This window comes from Bordetella genomosp. 5 (assembly GCF_002261315.1).
Lineage (GTDB): Bacteria > Pseudomonadota > Gammaproteobacteria > Burkholderiales > Burkholderiaceae_B > Bordetella.
The window spans coordinates 438,722-453,805 of the sequence record NZ_NEVP01000004.1 but is presented as its reverse complement, the minus strand read 5'-3'; the positions used below and the strand labels follow the sequence as shown (position 1 = coordinate 453,805).

The window sequence follows — 15,084 nt, the reverse complement described above, 5'->3', positions numbered from 1 at the left end:
GAATGTAGGAATAGCGCAGCTCAGCTGCATGCGCGGCCGCCGCGGCGGCGGCCGACGGATTCTTCAGAGCGACGTCGCCGACCGCGCGGCCTGGTCGTACAGGCCGGACAGCGCGCGCAGCGTATTGGCCAACTGGCGCGTGAACTCCAGACCGCCACCCGCGCCGGCTTCCATGCCGTCGATCAGGCATTGCTCGCGGATGGCCGCGTACCGCTCGATATAGGCCGCGCCTTCAGGCGTGACGCTGTAGAACACTTCCTTGCCGCTGCGCTCGCCCCGCACCACGCCCTGCCGCTCTAGCTTCTTGAGCGCATAGTTGACGATGTGCGTGTCTTCGACGTTGAGCGTGAAGCAGATGTCGGCGAGCTTTTTGGGACGCTCGCGGTGATAGACGTGGTGCATGACCATGACGTCGGTCGGCGTGAGATCGGGCAGGCCCGCCGCCGCCATGCAGCGCACCGTCCAGCGGTCGAACGCGTGGCTCGCGATCATGAGGCCGAACTCGACCTCGGAGAGATCGGGCGCGCGCCCGCTGGCCAGGTGCGCCGAAGACGCGATCAGATTGCTTTTCACGCTGTGATTCCCAGGCATGACTGGCGTCGCCAATCCTTCAATGGCGAAATACTAATAATTTATCAACGTTTCATCAACAAAATAACGACTCAGAAACCAGGAAACGCCTCATGGTTTTCCCTCGATCGCGGTCGTTCGAGGCGCGCGCACCGGGTTCTTCACCGTCGCGGTGCGGAATGCGCCATACGGGAGCCCGGCAACGTGCTTCGCGACGGCACGCCGGTGCGGTTCGCGGGACGGCCATTCGCATCGGGTCACCCGATTTCGCGCATCGTTATCGAACGTTGATGCCTGAAGCATCGATGCGCGTGCAACGTTAGGACTTACCCGCAAAACAGCGTTTTTTCAGCGCTGTCGCACGCGGCCTCAACATAGAATTGCAGCGTTTTCGACGGCGCGCGCAGGTTCGGCGCCCGGCTCCTCTCCTGGTAACAAACCGCCATCGCGCCGGCTCGCGCGCAAGCGGTTCTTCTAGTCTCAGCACGAAGGATCCACCCTATGTTCAAACGCATCGCATTGCTCGCCGGCAGCATCGGCCTGGCTTTTTCCGCCGGCGCCATCGCTCAGACCAAATGGGATCTGCCCTCGGCCTACCCGGCCAGCAACCTGCACGTCGAAAACCTGACGCAGTTCGTCAAAGAAGTCGATGAGCTGTCGGGCGGCAAGCTCAAGATCCAGCTGCACAACAATGCGTCGCTCTACAAGGCGCCGGAGATCAAGCGCGCGGTCCAGGGCAACCAGGCCCAGATCGGCGAGATCCTGCTGACCAACTTCGCCAACGAAGCCCCCATCTACGAACTCGACGGCCTGCCCTTCCTGGCCACGGGTTACGACGCCTCGTTCAAGCTCTATCAGGCCCAGAAGCCCTTCCTCGAGAAGAAGCTCGAATCGCAGGGCATGATGCTGCTGTACGCGGTGGCCTGGCCGCCCCAGGGCATCTTCGCCAACCGCGACATCAAGCAGACCAGCGACATGAAGGGTCTGAAGTGGCGCGCGTACAGCCCGGTGACCGCCAAGATCGCCGAGCTCGTGGGCGCCCAGCCGGTCACCGTGCAACAGGCCGAGCTCTCGCAAGCCATGGCCACCGGCGTGATCGACTCGTACATGTCGTCGGGCTCGACCGGCTACGACACCAAGACCTTCGAGTACATCAAGAAGTTCTACGACACCCAGGCCTGGCTGCCCAAGAATGCCATCCTGGTCAACAAGAAGGCTTTCGATGCCCTCGATCCGGCAACGCAGGCAGCCTTGAAGAAGGCTGGCGCTCAGGCAGAAGAACGCGGCTGGAAGATCTCGCGCGAGAAAAACGAGTGGTACAAGGAGCAGCTCAAGGCCAACGGCATGGAAATCATCCAGCCCACCGCCGAGCTCAAGCAGGGCCTGACCGATGTGGGCAAGCGCATGCTCGACGACTGGCTCAAGAAGGCCGGCTCCGAAGGTGAACAAATCATCGCGGCCTACAAGAAGCAGTAAACATGCGCCGCTTTCTCGATACGCTGTACGGTGCCGCCGGCCTGCTGGCCGGCTTTTGCACCATCGGTGTGCTGGTGTCGGTACTGGCGGCCATCCTGGCCCGCCAGTTCGAATGGAACATCCCGGGCACGGACGCCTACGCCGGCTATTTCATGGCCGCCGCGGGCTTCCTGTCCCTGGCCAGCACGTTCAAGCATGGCGAACACATCCGCGTCACACTGCTGCTCAATTCGCTCAAACCGGGCGCCAGCCGCGGCCTCGACATTTTCGCGCTGGCGGCCGGCGTGCTGCTCGCGGCGGCCTTTGCGTTCTTCAGCGTGAAGCTCACGCTGGATTCGCACACGTTCAACGACGTGTCCACCTCCAACGACGCCACGCCCCTCTGGATCCCGCAACTGAGCATGGCCATCGGCACGGTGCTGTTCTTCATTGCGCTCGTCGATGAACTGGTCCGCCGCATCCGCGGTCACGCCGCCCCCACTTCGCAGCAGACCTATGAGTGAAATTTTCGTCATCACGATGCTGGTCGTCTCGATCTTCGCGCTGCTCGGTTGCGGCGTGTGGGTCGGGCTGACCCTGGCCGGCACCGCCTGGATCGGCATGGAGCTCTTCTCCAGCCGCCCCGCGGGCGATGCCATGGCCGTCACGATCTGGGGCGCCTCGTCGTCCTGGACCCTCACCGCCCTGCCGCTGTTCCTGTGGATGGGCGAGATCCTGTTCCGCACCCGGCTCTCCGAAGACCTGTTCCGCGGCCTCGCGCCCTGGCTCAACCGCCTGCCCGGTCGTCTGCTGCACACCAACGTCATCGGCTGCGCCATCTTCGCGGCCGTGTCGGGGTCGTCGGCGGCCACCGTGGCCACGGTGGGCAAGATGACCATCCCGGAGCTCACGCGCCGCGGTTATCCCGAGTCCAAGATCCTCGGCACCCTGTCGGGCGCCGGCACGCTGGGCCTGCTCATCCCGCCCTCGATCATCATGATCGTCTATGGGGTGGCGGCCGACGTGTCGATCGCGCGGCTCTTCATCGCCGGCATCGTGCCGGGCATTGTGCTGGCGCTGCTCTTCATGGGCTACATCGCCTGGTGGGGCCTGCGCAATCCGGAGCAAGTGCCCGCCGCCGATCCCGGCATGACCCTGGGCCAGAAGCTCAAGCAATCGCGCCATCTGATCCCGGTCATGTTGCTGATCGGCGCCGTGCTCGGCTCGATCTACACCGGCGTGGCCACCGCCACCGAGGCGGCCGGGGTGGGCGTGGTCGGCGCATTGCTGCTGTCCGGCCTGCAGGGCTCGCTCTCGCGCAGCACCTTCATGCAGTCGCTGCTGGGCGCGACCCGGTTGTACTGCATGATCGCGCTGATCCTGGCGGGAGCGCAATTCCTCACGCTGGCGATGGGCTATATCGGCCTGCCGCGCGCGCTCGCGGAATGGATCGGCGGGCTCGGTCTGTCGCAATTCGGCCTGATCATGGCGCTGATGGTGTTCTTCATCATCCTCGGCTGCTTCCTCGATGGCATCTCCATCGTGGTGCTGACCATGGGCGTGCTGCTGCCCACCGTGCAGAGTGCCGGTATCGACCTGATCTGGTTCGGCATCTTCATCGTGTTCGTGGTCGAGATGGCACAGATCACCCCGCCGGTGGGCTTCAACCTGTTCGTGCTCTCGGGCATGACGGGCCGCGAGCTGCCGTACGTCGCGAAGGTGTCCCTGCCGATGTTCTTCCTGATGATCGTGGCGGTGCTGCTGCTCTACTTCATCCCGGGCATCGCCACCTGGCTGCCCACGAAGATGACGCTCTGAGCCGCTGCTTCGCCTTCGGCTGAACACGAGCCCCCTGCACCGCAACGGTCAGGGGGCTTTTTCGTTGCACGGCCGAATAGGTTCGGGCGCGCGCACGCTTGCCCCGCGCCCCTATCAGCGCAGCGCCGTCACCAGAAAGTCGACGAACACCCGTACGCGCGGCGACAGATGCCGCGACTTCGGGTACACGATGAAGAGCTCGTCCGGCACCGGCTCGATGCTGTCCAGCAGCGAAACCAGGCGCCCCTCGGCAAGGTCGTCCTGCACGTAATAGTCGTGAATCTGGGCAATGCCGAATCCGGCGCGCACGGCCGCGAGGAGCGCGTGGCTGTCGTTCATGCGCATCGTGCCGACCGGCGCGTGCGCGCAAGGCTCGCCGTTGATCTGAAAGCGCCAGCGGCGCGGCCGGCCGGTCTCGTGATAGGTGAGCGCGAGGCCATTGTGCGCGGCCAGATCGTCGAGCGTGACGGGCGTGCCGTGCTTCGCGACATAGGCCGGCGCGGCCACCAGCCGCCGCCGCACCCGGCGCAGCGGCCGCGCGATCAGGCTCGAGTCTTGCAAGGGCCCGAAGCGCACGGCCACGTCCACGCCCTCTTGCACCAGATCCACCTCGCGATCGGTGATGCCCACATCCACCTCGACCTTGGGATACCGGGCCTGGAACTCGCCCAGCGCCGGCACCACGCAGTGCCGGCCGAACGAGGATGGCAGGCTCAACCGCAGCAGGCCCGCCGGCTTGCGCCGCGCGCGCGTGAGCACCTGCGTGGCCTCTTCGAGGTCGGCCAGCACCTGCCGGCAGCGGTGATAGAAGGCCTCGCCATCGAGCGTGAGGCTCACGCTGCGCGTGGTGCGCAACAACAGCGCCGTGCCCAGCTGCGCCTCCAGCCGCTTGAGCGCATTGCTCGCGCCGGCTTGCGTGATGGCCAGCGCCTCCGCGGCGCGCACGAAGCTGCGCAGTTCCGCCACCTTCACGAAGATGCGCAGGGTTCGTAGATCGAGGTCCATGCCGGCTCCATTCATCACGGACAGTGATGAGTGATATTACGCCAGCGCCGATGATCTCTCGCGCGCCTGCCGCTAGCATCGAAGGCGATATGACGACCTGGATGCATCCATGACTTACGCCGCCACCGACCTGCTCACCGATGCGCTGAGCGCCGCCCTGGCCGGCGCGCGCGACGACGGCGGCGCCCACCGGGCGAGCCGCCGGCTGAACGAGCCCGGCCCGCACTTCGAACATCGCATGCAGGGTGAGCCGGGCCAGCGGCTGCACTACGTGATCGGCGGCCAGGGCGAACCGGTGCTGCTGGTGCCCGGCTGGCCGCAGACCTGGTATGCCTGGCGCAAGACCATGCGCGCGCTGGCGCGGCATTACACCGTGGTGGCGATCGACCCGCCCGGCCTGGGCGACTCCGACCGGCCGCCGGGCGGCTACGACACCGACGCCGCGGCGGACCGCCTGCACGCGTTCACGCAATCCCTGGGCTGGGACCGTTTTCACTACGTGGGTCACGACGTGGGCGTGTGGATCGGCTACGCCTACGCCAGCCGCCACGGCCATACCCTGAACAAGCTCGCGCTCATCGACGCCACGATACCCGGCCTCACGCCGCCGGAGGCCTATGCCTTCGAACCGCAGCGCATCAGCAAGAACTGGCATTTCTACTTCTTCGCCATGCCCGATCTCGCCGAAGCGCTGCTGACCGGCCGTGAGCGCGAGTTCCTCGGCTGGTTGTTTCAGTCCAAGAGCGCCGGGGTGCAATGGATCGAGCCGCACGCGCTGGACGAATACGCACGCTGCTACGGCGGGCTGGGCGGCTGGCGCGCGGGCGCGAGCTACTACCGCGCGCTGTTCCAGGACATGGAGCAGAACCGCGCCCACGCGCGTGCGCGGCTCACGATGCCGGTCCTGGCCATGGGCGGCGAGGCGGCGCTGGGCGGCATGATGGAGACCATGCTGAGCCGTGTGGCCGACGACGTGACCGGCGTGATCGCGCCCTGCGGCCACTATGTGCCCGAAGAGGCGCCGGAGTTCCTGGTCGCGCAACTGCGCGCCTTCCTGGGCTGACACCCGCTCCCGGCCTCATACCGCACCCGACAAAAAGCCCGCCGGAATCGCTTCCGGCGGGCTTCGTGTATGACGCGCGCGTGGGTCGCGCCCCGGGCTCAGCCCTGAGCGGCCAGCAGCGCCTCGATGGCCAGCCCGATCTCGAGCACGCGGCGGTCGGCGCCGTTGAGCGCGGAGACCATCAGGCCCACGGGCGCGGTGCCGGGCGCATGGCACGGCAGCGACAGCGAGCAGCCATCCAGGAAGTTGATGAAGGTGGGATTGCGCAGGATCAGCAGGTTGGTGCTGCCGAACTGCTCGTCGTTGGCCTCGAGCGGCGCAATCTCGGGTGCGACCACCGGCACCGTGGGCATCAGCAGCGCATCGTAGCCGGCCATGCGCGCCGACACGCCCGCGATCCAGCGCTTGCGCGCTTCCAGCAGGTCGATGAAGTCGGCCGCCGACATCTCCTTGCCGCGCAGGATGCGGGTACGCACGCGCGGATCGTACTTGTCGCCAGCGCGCTCGAGCAGCTCGCGATGCCAGGCCCAGGCTTCGGAAGCGGTGAAACCGCCCTTGCTGTTGATCTCGGCCAGTTTCGCGAACTCGGGCACCTCGATCTCGTCGATCTGCACGCCGGCCGCGACCAGGCGCGTGACGGCGGCATCGAAGGTGGCCTTGACGTGATCGTCCATGCCGTCGAGCACGATCGTCACGGGCAGGGCCAGGCGCAGACCACGCAGACGGGCGGCCTGCGGGACGTCGGCGGGATCTTCGCCGGCCAGGATGGCGTCGAGGATCGCGCAGTCGCGCACGCTGGCGGCCAGCGGACCGATCGAGTCCAGATTGACCGACAGCGGCAGCACGCCTTCCATCGAGACACGCTGGGCGCTGGGCTTGAAGCCCGTGAGGCCGCACAGCGCCGAGGGGATGCGCACCGAACCGCCAGTGTCCGAGCCGATACCGGCCAGGGCCATGCCGTCGGTCACCGAGATCGCGGCGCCGGACGAGGATCCGCCCGAGATGCGGCCCGTGGCGCGATCCCAGGGATTGCGCGGCGTGCCGTAATGCGGATTCAGACCCAGGCCCGAGTAGGCGAACTCGCTCATGTTGGTGCGGCCCACCAGCACCGCACCGGCGGCGCGCAGGCGTTCCACCACGACCGCGTCGCGGGTGGCGGCGGGCGCGCCCTCGCGCGCCACCGAGCCGGCCAGCGTGGTGCCGCCGGTCACGTCGAACAGGTCCTTGATCGAAATGGGCAGGCCCTCGATCGGCGAACGGGCCAGGCCGGCCGCGCGCAGCGTGTCGCTGGCACGGGCGGCGGCACGCGCCTGTTCGGCGTAAAGCTGCGTGAAGACGCGGGCGCCCTCGCCGGCCGGATCGGCGGCCCGCGCGAGCGCGGCCTCGGTCAGTTCGGCGGAGGTGGTGCGCCCGTCTTGCAGGGCGCGCTGGGAGTCGGTGAGCGTGGGATACATGGTGGCGGTAGCCGCTCGCGCGGCAAGCTGGATGATCGGTATCGGAAACGCGACAGAGGCTGTCCGGATCAGGCCACGACGGGCAGCGTCGTCACATCATAGCGATGGCGAAGCGTACGGCCCAGACGCGGGTCATGCAACTCCATGATGAAGGTCGTGGACGGGCGGATACCGCCGATCGCGGCCACGGTGCCGCAGGTCATGCCCGTGCCCTCGGCCAGGCCGGCCTCGCCGGCATAGCCACGGATCAGGTCGAGCGGATTCTGCAGGCTGGCCAGGGTGCCGTCCTGATACAGCACTTCCTTGCCGCCTTCGACGATGTAGGCGCGCAGCACCAGCTCGTCCCAGTGGCCGGCCACCTCGGCATGACGCCAGGCCTCGCGGGCCACGGGCTTCACGCAGGTCTGCTTCGAGAAGGCCACGCTCACGGCTTCGAGCTTGCGGTCGGTGTGGTCGGAGGCCAGGCTGACATACAGCTCGCCGCCGAACTTGAACACGAAGGTTTCGGCTTCGCCCGACGATTCTTCGCCCAGCGCCTGGACCTGCGCGGCCTGGGTCAGCTGGTTTTCGGCAATGCGGTAGTAGAGCGGGACGGTGCTGGGACGCGGCACGCCCAGCGCGGCCAGCTCTTCGATGTGGTGTTCGATGGCGTCGCGGTCACGGCCGGCCCAGCCAGCCACCACGAGTTGGTCGAAATCGATGTCGATGGTGCGGGCATCGGCGCCCTGGACTTGGAAACTCGCTTTCATATAGCACCTGCACAACGTGAGCGGCGCGCCGACGGGCGCGCCCGGGGTATCTGGAACGGACACCGCATGCGCCGTGTCCGGGGAAAACGAAGCGCCGCTCGCGCGGCGCCGGAAGACGGGGCGCCGCGCAGGCGGCGCCCCGTGACGATCAACTGAAGACTTGCGGCAACCAGAGCGCCAGGCCCGGGAAGAGCGCCAGCAACGCCAGCATCACGAACATTGCGGCCACGAACGGCAGCGCGCCGTTGATCACCGCCGTCATGGAACCGCTCTTGCGCAGGCTCTGCACGACGAACAGGTTCAGACCCACGGGCGGGGTGATCAGCGCGGCCTCGACCAGCACGATGATGAGAATGCCGAGCCAGATCGGGTCGTAGCCCAGGCCGATCATGATGGGCGCCACGATGGGGATCGTGGTGATCATCATCGACAGCGTTTCCATGAAGCAACCCAGCACCAGATAGAACACGATGATGATGAGCAGCATCATGGCGGGCGACAGGCCGAGATTCGTGATCGATTGCGTCAGCGCATCGGTCACGCCGGTCGCGGACAACACGAAGTTCAGGAAGCCCGCGGCCAGCACGATCAGCATGATCATGGCGGTCGAACGCATCGTGCCTTCGATGGCCTCGCGCAGCATGGTCCAGGTCAGACGGCGGAACCAGGCGGCCAGGATCAGCGCGCCCAGCACGCCCAGCGCGGCGGCTTCGGTCGGCGTCGCCAGGCCGGCGTAGATCGAACCCACGACCAGCAGGAAGATGCCCAGCGGCGGGCCGAGGTGAATCAGGCTCGCGATACGCTCGCCCCAGCTGGCCTGGATCTTCTTGCCGCCCCACGACGGCTTGAACATGCAGGCCACCACCACGGTCAGCATGAACAGCGCCGCCATCAGGAAACCCGGGATGATGCCGGCCAGATACAGCTTGGGCACCGACGAGTTCGTCAGGACGCCATAGATCACGAGGTTGATCGAGGGCGGGATTAGGATACCGAGCGTGCCGCCCGCGGCCAGACTGCCCAGGAAGAGGGGCTCGTTGTAGCCGTACTTCTTGATTTGCGGGATGGCGACGGTACCCACCGTGGCGGCGGTCGCGACCGACGAGCCGGAGGTGGCCGAGAACAGCGTCGATGCACCGATGTTGGCATGCATGAGACCGCCCGGCAGCCACGACAGCCACAGTGCCATTGCGCTGTACATCTTCTCGGCGAAGCCAGCGCGCAGCAGCACCTCTCCGAGCATGATGAACAACGGAATCGCCACGAGGAGGAACTCGTTGTTGGTGCTCCACGCCAGCTCGCCCATGGCGCGCGTGAGCGGCAGCATGGAGAACATCGGGTCGAGGATCAGCCCGAGCACGCCCAGGGCGGCGCCGACGGGAATGGAGATCCCGATCAGCACCAAAAGCAGAATAAGTGTGGTCGAGATCATGCCTGGCCTCCCTTGACCATACGCTCACCGGCGGCCGCTTCTTCCTCGGCCTCTTCCTGCGCCGAACGCACGCCGCAGATTTGCTTCACCAGTTCGATGTCGCCGGTGACGAGCGCGGCGCTGGCGCGCAGCAGCATCAAGGCGACGGTGATGCACATCCAGAACAGACCCAGCAGCCACAGCCCCTGCGGCAGCCACAACGGGGTGGCGAGCGGCGTATTGGCGGTGGCTTTCTGCAGCCAGGATGTATGCACGACGTCGAAGGCGTAGTACGACAGCGCGACCATGAACACGGCCAACGCCACCAGCGAAATCCAGTCCAGCAGCGCGGACACGCGCACCGGCAGATACTGGTAGACCACATCCACACGCACGTTGGCGCGTTGCAGCGTGGCGAAGGCCAACGCCCACGACGTGCTGATGGCGAACGCGTAGCTCGACAGCTCGTCCGCGCCGCCCATCGTGATGCCGGCGAACTTGCGTGCCAGCACGTCGAACGAGATGAGCAGGACACTGGCGATGGTGAGCGCGCCGCCCACCCATACCGCCACGCGAGAGAGCCCTTCGGCGCGCCGCAGCAGCGCGCCGAGCAAGGCGAATTTTTCTTTCTGATTCATGATGTCCTCCGGGTAGAACGTCGCCCGCATGCCGCGGCGCGGCCCAGCGGGCGACGCGCGCACCGATTCGCACCGGCGCGCATCCACCTTGGATCAAGCGGATTACTTCTTGGCTTGCAGGCCGATCTTGGTGCCGATCGTCTCGTTGAAGTCCTTGACGCATTGCGCCGAGCAACGGGCGGCCCACTTGGGCAGCACGGCGTCGTTCAGGACCTTCTTGAGCAGCGCGCGGTCGGCATCGGTGGGTTGCACCAGGACCATCTTGCCCTTGACGGCTTGCGTGCAGGCGGCGGCGCCGGTGTTGCAGTCATAGCCTTCCTGGGTCTGGCGCGCGGCCGCTTCCCAGATCTGGTCGACCAGGCCCTTGACCTGGGCCTGCAGGAACGTGCGCACCTTGGGATCCAGCTTGTCCCAGGCCTTCTGGTTCACGGCGTGGATCTGCTGGTTCCAGTTGATGGGCAGCGCGTACAGGTGGGTCGACACTTCGTACCACTTGGCCGAGTAACCCGACAGCGAGCCGGTGATGGCGCAGTCCACCACCTTGTTCTGCAGTGCCGGCACCACTTCGCCGAAGGCCATGGTCACGCTGGTGCCGCCCAGCGCTTCGACGAACTCGGCCGTCGTGCGGCTGCTGGTGCGAACCTTCTTGCCCTTGATGTCGGCCAGGCCGTTGATGGTGGCGTTGCAGAACAGCACCTGTGCCGGGTAGGTCGAGATGCCGAGCAGCTTGACGTTGGCGCCTTCGCCATACAGACGGGCGTAGACCGGCTCGAACGCGTCGGTGACTTCGCGCGCGGTCTTGACGTCGGGCGCGAGGCCGGCCAGGTCGATGGCTTCGTTGATGGGGTTGTCGCTGGCGAAGTACGAGAGCGTGGCGGTACCGAACTCGATCACGCCTTGCGACATCAGGCGCATCAGCTCAGGACCCTTGAGGCCCATTTCATTGAAGCCCTTGATGTCCGCGGTCACCTGCCCCTTCGATTGTTCGGGAATGGTCTTGGTCCAGAACGGCTTTTCGTAGTCGTTGTAGGCCGTCAGGTTCGACAGACCACCCACGACCTTGAGCTGGGTCTTGGGCAGATCCTGCGCCTGGGCGGCGCCTGCGGCGCCGATGGCCAGCGCGGCCGCGATCAGAATGTGCTTCATGTGAACTTCTCCTTGCAAGCGGGATTTCGAATGGGCGCCGGGCCCCGCTGCCCGTGGCGCCGTGGATTGATCTTGCTTGGAGGGAGCGCCGCGCGTGCGCGATGCTGGCTTCCCCTGCCCCACCGGCACACGACCGGCCAGTTGGCGGGGCCATTGCACCGCAGCCCCCGCGCCAGAGCCAATCATTAGTTTGGAGGAGGAGGTATAAATTCCTCTTAAGGGTGGCTCGATCCCGGCCGGCCAAATGCCCGCAGCGCCAATGCTGGCGCGGGTTTCGGCGATAAGAGGGGAATCGCGGGACGGACCGGGCGCGACGCGCCTGCGCGCGCCGCCCACGGGAAATCCCTAGGTGGCCGCGGGGTCCACCGAGCCGCCATGACGCGCCGCGACGGCCTGCGCCATCTGCGCCACCGCGCGCGCGGCGTGGCTGTCGGGCCCTTGCATCCAGGTGGCGGTGAACGACAGGCCGGGCAAGGGGTCGGCCTGCACGTCGAGCACGCAGAGCTCGCCACGCGCGAGCTCCTTGTCGAGAAAGATCGGCGCGATCACGCTCGATCCCATGCCGTCGGCGGCCATGCGCACCACCATCGACAGCGAGGCGCTGCCGTACATGCGCGGCGCCTTGACGCCGGCGCGCATCAACATATCGCGCACCATGCGATACGGCTCGCTCGCCGAAGGATAGGTGATGATGGGATGACGGCCCATGCATTCGAGCGTGAGCGGCCCGGGCCCGAGGTCGAGCGACGGACTGGCGACCCATGCCAGCGGATAGGTGCAGAGCGGCAGATTCTCCATGCGGTCTTCGAGAATGGGCCCCATCAGAAAGGCCACGTCGATCTGACGTCCGATCAGTTGCGCGCGCAACACATTGGAGGTGTCGACTTCGATCTCGAGCACCAGCGCGGGGTGCGCGGCATGCACGGCTTCGAGCAGCTCGGGCAGCCAGGTCTGCACGATGGTCTCGGCCACGCCAATGCGGACGCGGCCACTCATGACGTTCTGGGCGCGAGCGGCCTCGAGCATGTCGCTGCGCACCTGCAGCATGCGCTCGGCGTGTGACAGGAGCTCGTGGCCCTTGCCGGTGAGCGTGACGCCGCGCGCATCGCGCTCGAACAGGCGCACGCCGAGGTCTTCTTCGAGCGAAGCGATGCGCTGCGAGATCGCAGGCTGAGTGGTGTTGAGCTTCTCGGAGGCGGCGCGGAAGCTGCCGAGGGTGGCCACCCAGAAGAAGGTCTCGATCTGTCGCAGGTCTATCATGAGCTCATCCGAAGGCGATGAGCGTATCATGATCGCCTTGCACGGCCTAAGCTTCCAATATCTCGTCCCACCGAGGAGACACGCATGCCCCCGGCCCAGACCGGCCTGGCCAAGCCACAAGGCGTCGCGACGCCCGGCGTAGCGACGCCCGGCACGGCCACCCCCACTGCCGCGCCCACCCGCACCCTGCTGGGCATCGGGTTGCTGGTGATGTCGATGTGGGTTCTGTCCGGGCTCGATGCCAGCGGCAAATGGGTGATGGCGGCCGGCGTGCCGCTCTTCATTCTGTGCTGGGTGCGTTACGTGGTGCATCTGGTGCTGGTGCTCGGGCTGGTCGTGCCCACGCGCGGCTGGCGCATCGTGCGCGCCAAGCGTCCGCGCGATCAGTTGCTGCGGGGCGGCGCGATGTTCCTCGCCACCCTGGTGTTCTTCACCACCCTCACCTATCTGCCGCAGGCCGAAGCCACGGCGATCAACTTCCTCGCCCCGCTGATCGTGCTGTCGATCGCGCCCTGGGTGCTCAAGGAGCCCCCGCGCATCTCGCGCTGGGTGGCCTGTGGCGTGGCGTTCGTCGGTGTGCTCATCATCATCCGCCCCGGCGGCGGGCTGCATCCGGTGGGTGTGATGTTCGGCCTGCTCACCGCCTGCTGTTTCGCGGCGCAGTTCATCGCCACCCGGCGCGTCGCGACCGACGATCCCTACACCACCCTGATCTGGAGCGGCGCGGTCGGCACGCTGTGCCTCACGCTGGCCCTGCCGGTCACGCTGCCGGCGGCCCTGCCCGTGCTGCGCGAGCTGAGCTTCGGCAACTGGGTGCTGCTGATCTCCACGGGCTTCTGGGGTGCCCTCGGACACTTGCTGCAGATCGGCGCCTATCGCAATGCCGCGGCATCGATGCTCGCGCCATTCGTTTATCTGCAAATCGTGAGCGCCACCGCCGTGGGCTGGCTATTCTGGGATCACTTCCCGGACGGCCTCACCTGGCTCGGCATCGGCATCATCTGCGCCAGCGGCATCGTGATCGGCGTGCTCGAATGGCGCCGCGGCCGCCGGGCCCAGGCACGCGCCACCGCCCGGGCCTGAGCGCCAGCCCGGACCGCACACACCCTCAGGCGGCCAGCCGGCCGCCTGCCAGCACCAGCTGCTGGCCGCAGCGGGCCGCCAGATCCTGATCGTGGGTCACCAGCACCAGCGTGGTGCCGTGCTCACGATGCAGGTCGAACATCAGGTCGATCACGGTCGCGCCCGTGGCGGCGTCCAGGCTGCCGGTGGGCTCGTCGGCGAACAGCAGATCGGGCTGCACCACGAACGCCCGCGCCAGCGAGACCCGCTGCTGCTCTCCGCCGGACAGCGTGCGCGGGTAGTGGTGCAGACGAGCGCCCAGGCCCACGCGTTCGAGCATGGCCTGTGCCGCGCCCCGCGCGGGCTCGCCCGAGAGCTCCAGCGGCAGCATCACGTTTTCGAGGGCGGTGAGGTTGGGCAGCAGCTGGAACGACTGAAACACGAAGCCCACATGATTGGCACGCAGGCGCGCGCGGCCGTCTTCGTCGAGCGCGAACAAATCCTGCCCGGCCAGCTGCACACTGCCGGCCGAGGGAACATCCAGGCCCGCCAGCAGTCCCAACAAGGTGGACTTGCCGGAGCCGGAGCTGCCGGTGATGGCAAGGGCGGCACCGGCCTGCACCGTAAAATCGATGCCATCGAGGATGGCCAGCTCGCCGCCCGCGTCAGCGACCACTTTGCCCAACCCCTTCACTTCGATCGAGTTCTTGCTATCCATGCGCCTATTTTTCCGTGTACTCGTTGCGACAGTCATGACGGCGGCGGCCGTGCCGGCCACCCTGGCTCAGACCCAGGCCCAGCCCGCCAGTTCCCCAAACACCATCGTCGTGGTCGGTGACAGTCTGTCGGCCGAATATGGCATCAAGCGTGGCACCGGCTGGGTCCCGCTGCTGATACAGCGGCTATCCGAACAATACCCCAACTACCGCGTCGTCAATGCCAGCATCAGCGGCGACACCACCAGTGGCGGCGTGGCGCGCCTGCCCGCGCTGTTGCGCGAGCACAAGCCCGGCATCGTCGTGCTCGAGCTGGGCGCCAACGACGCGCTGCGCGGCCTGCCGCTCGACATGACCGAGAAAAACCTGCGCACCATGACGACGGCCTCGCAGAAGGCCGGCGCGCAAGTGCTGATCCTGGGCATGCAGATCCCGCCCAACTACGGGCGCGACTACGCCCAGCGCTTCGGGCAGCTCTTCTCGCGCGTGGCCCAGGACGAACAGACCCGCCTGGTGCCCTTCTTCATGGATGGCATGGCCACCGACCGCGCCATGTTCCAGGCCGACGGCATTCATCCCAACGAGGCCGCGCAGCCGGCGTTGCTCGAGAACGTCTGGCCCGAGCTCGAGCCCTTGCTCAAGGCGTCGAAGGGCTGATCCGGAGTTTGCGGCGTCGGTGCCACCGGGCGCGCGCCCGAGCCGCGCCGAAGCCAGCGCGGTCAAAAAAAAGCCGGCCC

The 15,084-nt window shown here is 66.8% G+C and carries 15 protein-coding genes; 6 read left to right on the top strand and 9 right to left on the bottom strand.

Annotated elements, in window-relative coordinates; genetic code table 11:
- Positions 1 to 63 precede the first annotated feature (63 nt).
- Complete coding sequence (locus tag CAL25_RS07630; RefSeq protein ID WP_094799331.1) at positions 64 to 591, bottom strand: winged helix DNA-binding protein; 528 nt, start codon at positions 589 to 591, stop codon at positions 64 to 66.
- 480 nt (positions 592 to 1,071) lie between these two features.
- Here CAL25_RS07630 and CAL25_RS07625 point away from each other — a divergent pair, with 480 nt between their 5' ends.
- The 3 genes from CAL25_RS07625 to CAL25_RS07615 are packed head-to-tail and all read left to right on the top strand — an operon-like array spanning position 1,072 to position 3,843.
- Positions 1,072 to 2,046 carry a TRAP transporter substrate-binding protein gene (locus CAL25_RS07625; RefSeq protein WP_094799330.1) on the top strand — a complete coding sequence of 325 codons (975 nt, stop codon included), beginning with the start codon at positions 1,072 to 1,074 and terminating at the stop codon, positions 2,044 to 2,046.
- 2 nt (positions 2,047 to 2,048) lie between these two features.
- A complete protein-coding gene (locus CAL25_RS07620; protein WP_094799329.1) occupies positions 2,049 to 2,549 on the top strand; it encodes a TRAP transporter small permease in 501 nt (166 codons plus the stop codon).
- Complete coding sequence (locus CAL25_RS07615) at positions 2,542 to 3,843, top strand: TRAP transporter large permease (protein WP_094799328.1); 1,302 nt, start codon at positions 2,542 to 2,544, stop codon at positions 3,841 to 3,843. The genes CAL25_RS07620 and CAL25_RS07615 overlap by 8 nt, the downstream gene beginning before the upstream one ends.
- A 114-nt stretch (positions 3,844 to 3,957) precedes the next feature.
- On the opposite strand, the gene CAL25_RS07610 is transcribed toward CAL25_RS07615, so the two are convergent.
- Positions 3,958 to 4,848, bottom strand: a complete 891-nt coding sequence (locus tag CAL25_RS07610) for a LysR family transcriptional regulator (protein WP_170948425.1) — start codon at positions 4,846 to 4,848, stop codon at positions 3,958 to 3,960.
- A gap of 109 nt (positions 4,849 to 4,957) precedes the next feature.
- Between CAL25_RS07610 and CAL25_RS07605 the strand changes: the two genes are divergently transcribed.
- Positions 4,958 to 5,911 carry an alpha/beta fold hydrolase gene (locus CAL25_RS07605; protein ID WP_094799326.1) on the top strand — a complete coding sequence of 318 codons (954 nt, stop codon included), beginning with the start codon at positions 4,958 to 4,960 and terminating at the stop codon, positions 5,909 to 5,911.
- Positions 5,912 to 6,009: 98 nt separating this feature from the next.
- Here CAL25_RS07605 and CAL25_RS07600 read toward each other — a convergent pair whose 3' ends face one another.
- From CAL25_RS07600 to CAL25_RS07575, 6 genes are all read right to left on the bottom strand, one after another.
- A complete protein-coding gene (locus CAL25_RS07600; RefSeq protein WP_094799325.1) occupies positions 6,010 to 7,365 on the bottom strand; it encodes an amidase in 1,356 nt (451 codons plus the stop codon).
- A gap of 68 nt (positions 7,366 to 7,433) precedes the next feature.
- Positions 7,434 to 8,114 (bottom strand): DUF2848 domain-containing protein, encoded by a 681-nt coding sequence (locus tag CAL25_RS07595; protein ID WP_094799324.1) that lies wholly within the window; start codon positions 8,112 to 8,114, stop codon positions 7,434 to 7,436.
- A gap of 148 nt (positions 8,115 to 8,262) precedes the next feature.
- The gene (locus tag CAL25_RS07590; protein ID WP_094799323.1) at positions 8,263 to 9,546 is read right to left on the bottom strand and encodes a TRAP transporter large permease; all 1,284 of its coding nucleotides are present in this window, start codon (positions 9,544 to 9,546) and stop codon (positions 8,263 to 8,265) included.
- Complete coding sequence (locus CAL25_RS07585) at positions 9,543 to 10,163, bottom strand: TRAP transporter small permease subunit (RefSeq protein ID WP_094799486.1); 621 nt, start codon at positions 10,161 to 10,163, stop codon at positions 9,543 to 9,545. The genes CAL25_RS07590 and CAL25_RS07585 overlap by 4 nt, the downstream gene beginning before the upstream one ends.
- Positions 10,164 to 10,265: 102 nt before the next feature.
- The gene (locus CAL25_RS07580) at positions 10,266 to 11,309 is read right to left on the bottom strand and encodes a TRAP transporter substrate-binding protein (protein WP_094799322.1); all 1,044 of its coding nucleotides are present in this window, start codon (positions 11,307 to 11,309) and stop codon (positions 10,266 to 10,268) included.
- A gap of 345 nt (positions 11,310 to 11,654) precedes the next feature.
- Entirely contained in the window at positions 11,655 to 12,569 is a 915-nt protein-coding gene (locus CAL25_RS07575) for a LysR family transcriptional regulator (protein WP_094799321.1), read from the bottom strand.
- 84 nt (positions 12,570 to 12,653) lie between these two features.
- On the opposite strand from CAL25_RS07575, the gene CAL25_RS07570 reads away from it, so the two are divergent.
- Positions 12,654 to 13,652 carry a DMT family transporter gene (locus tag CAL25_RS07570; RefSeq protein ID WP_094799320.1) on the top strand — a complete coding sequence of 333 codons (999 nt, stop codon included), beginning with the start codon at positions 12,654 to 12,656 and terminating at the stop codon, positions 13,650 to 13,652.
- Between the two features lie 25 nt (positions 13,653 to 13,677).
- Here the strand turns inward: CAL25_RS07570 and CAL25_RS07565 are convergent, their stop codons facing one another.
- Positions 13,678 to 14,349, bottom strand: a complete 672-nt coding sequence (locus CAL25_RS07565) for an ABC transporter ATP-binding protein (protein ID WP_170948424.1) — start codon at positions 14,347 to 14,349, stop codon at positions 13,678 to 13,680.
- Between CAL25_RS07565 and CAL25_RS07560 the strand changes: the two genes are divergently transcribed.
- Positions 14,348 to 15,004, top strand: a complete 657-nt coding sequence (locus tag CAL25_RS07560) for an arylesterase (RefSeq protein WP_170948423.1) — start codon at positions 14,348 to 14,350, stop codon at positions 15,002 to 15,004. The genes CAL25_RS07565 and CAL25_RS07560 overlap by 2 nt on opposite strands.
- Positions 15,005 to 15,084 lie beyond the last annotated feature (80 nt).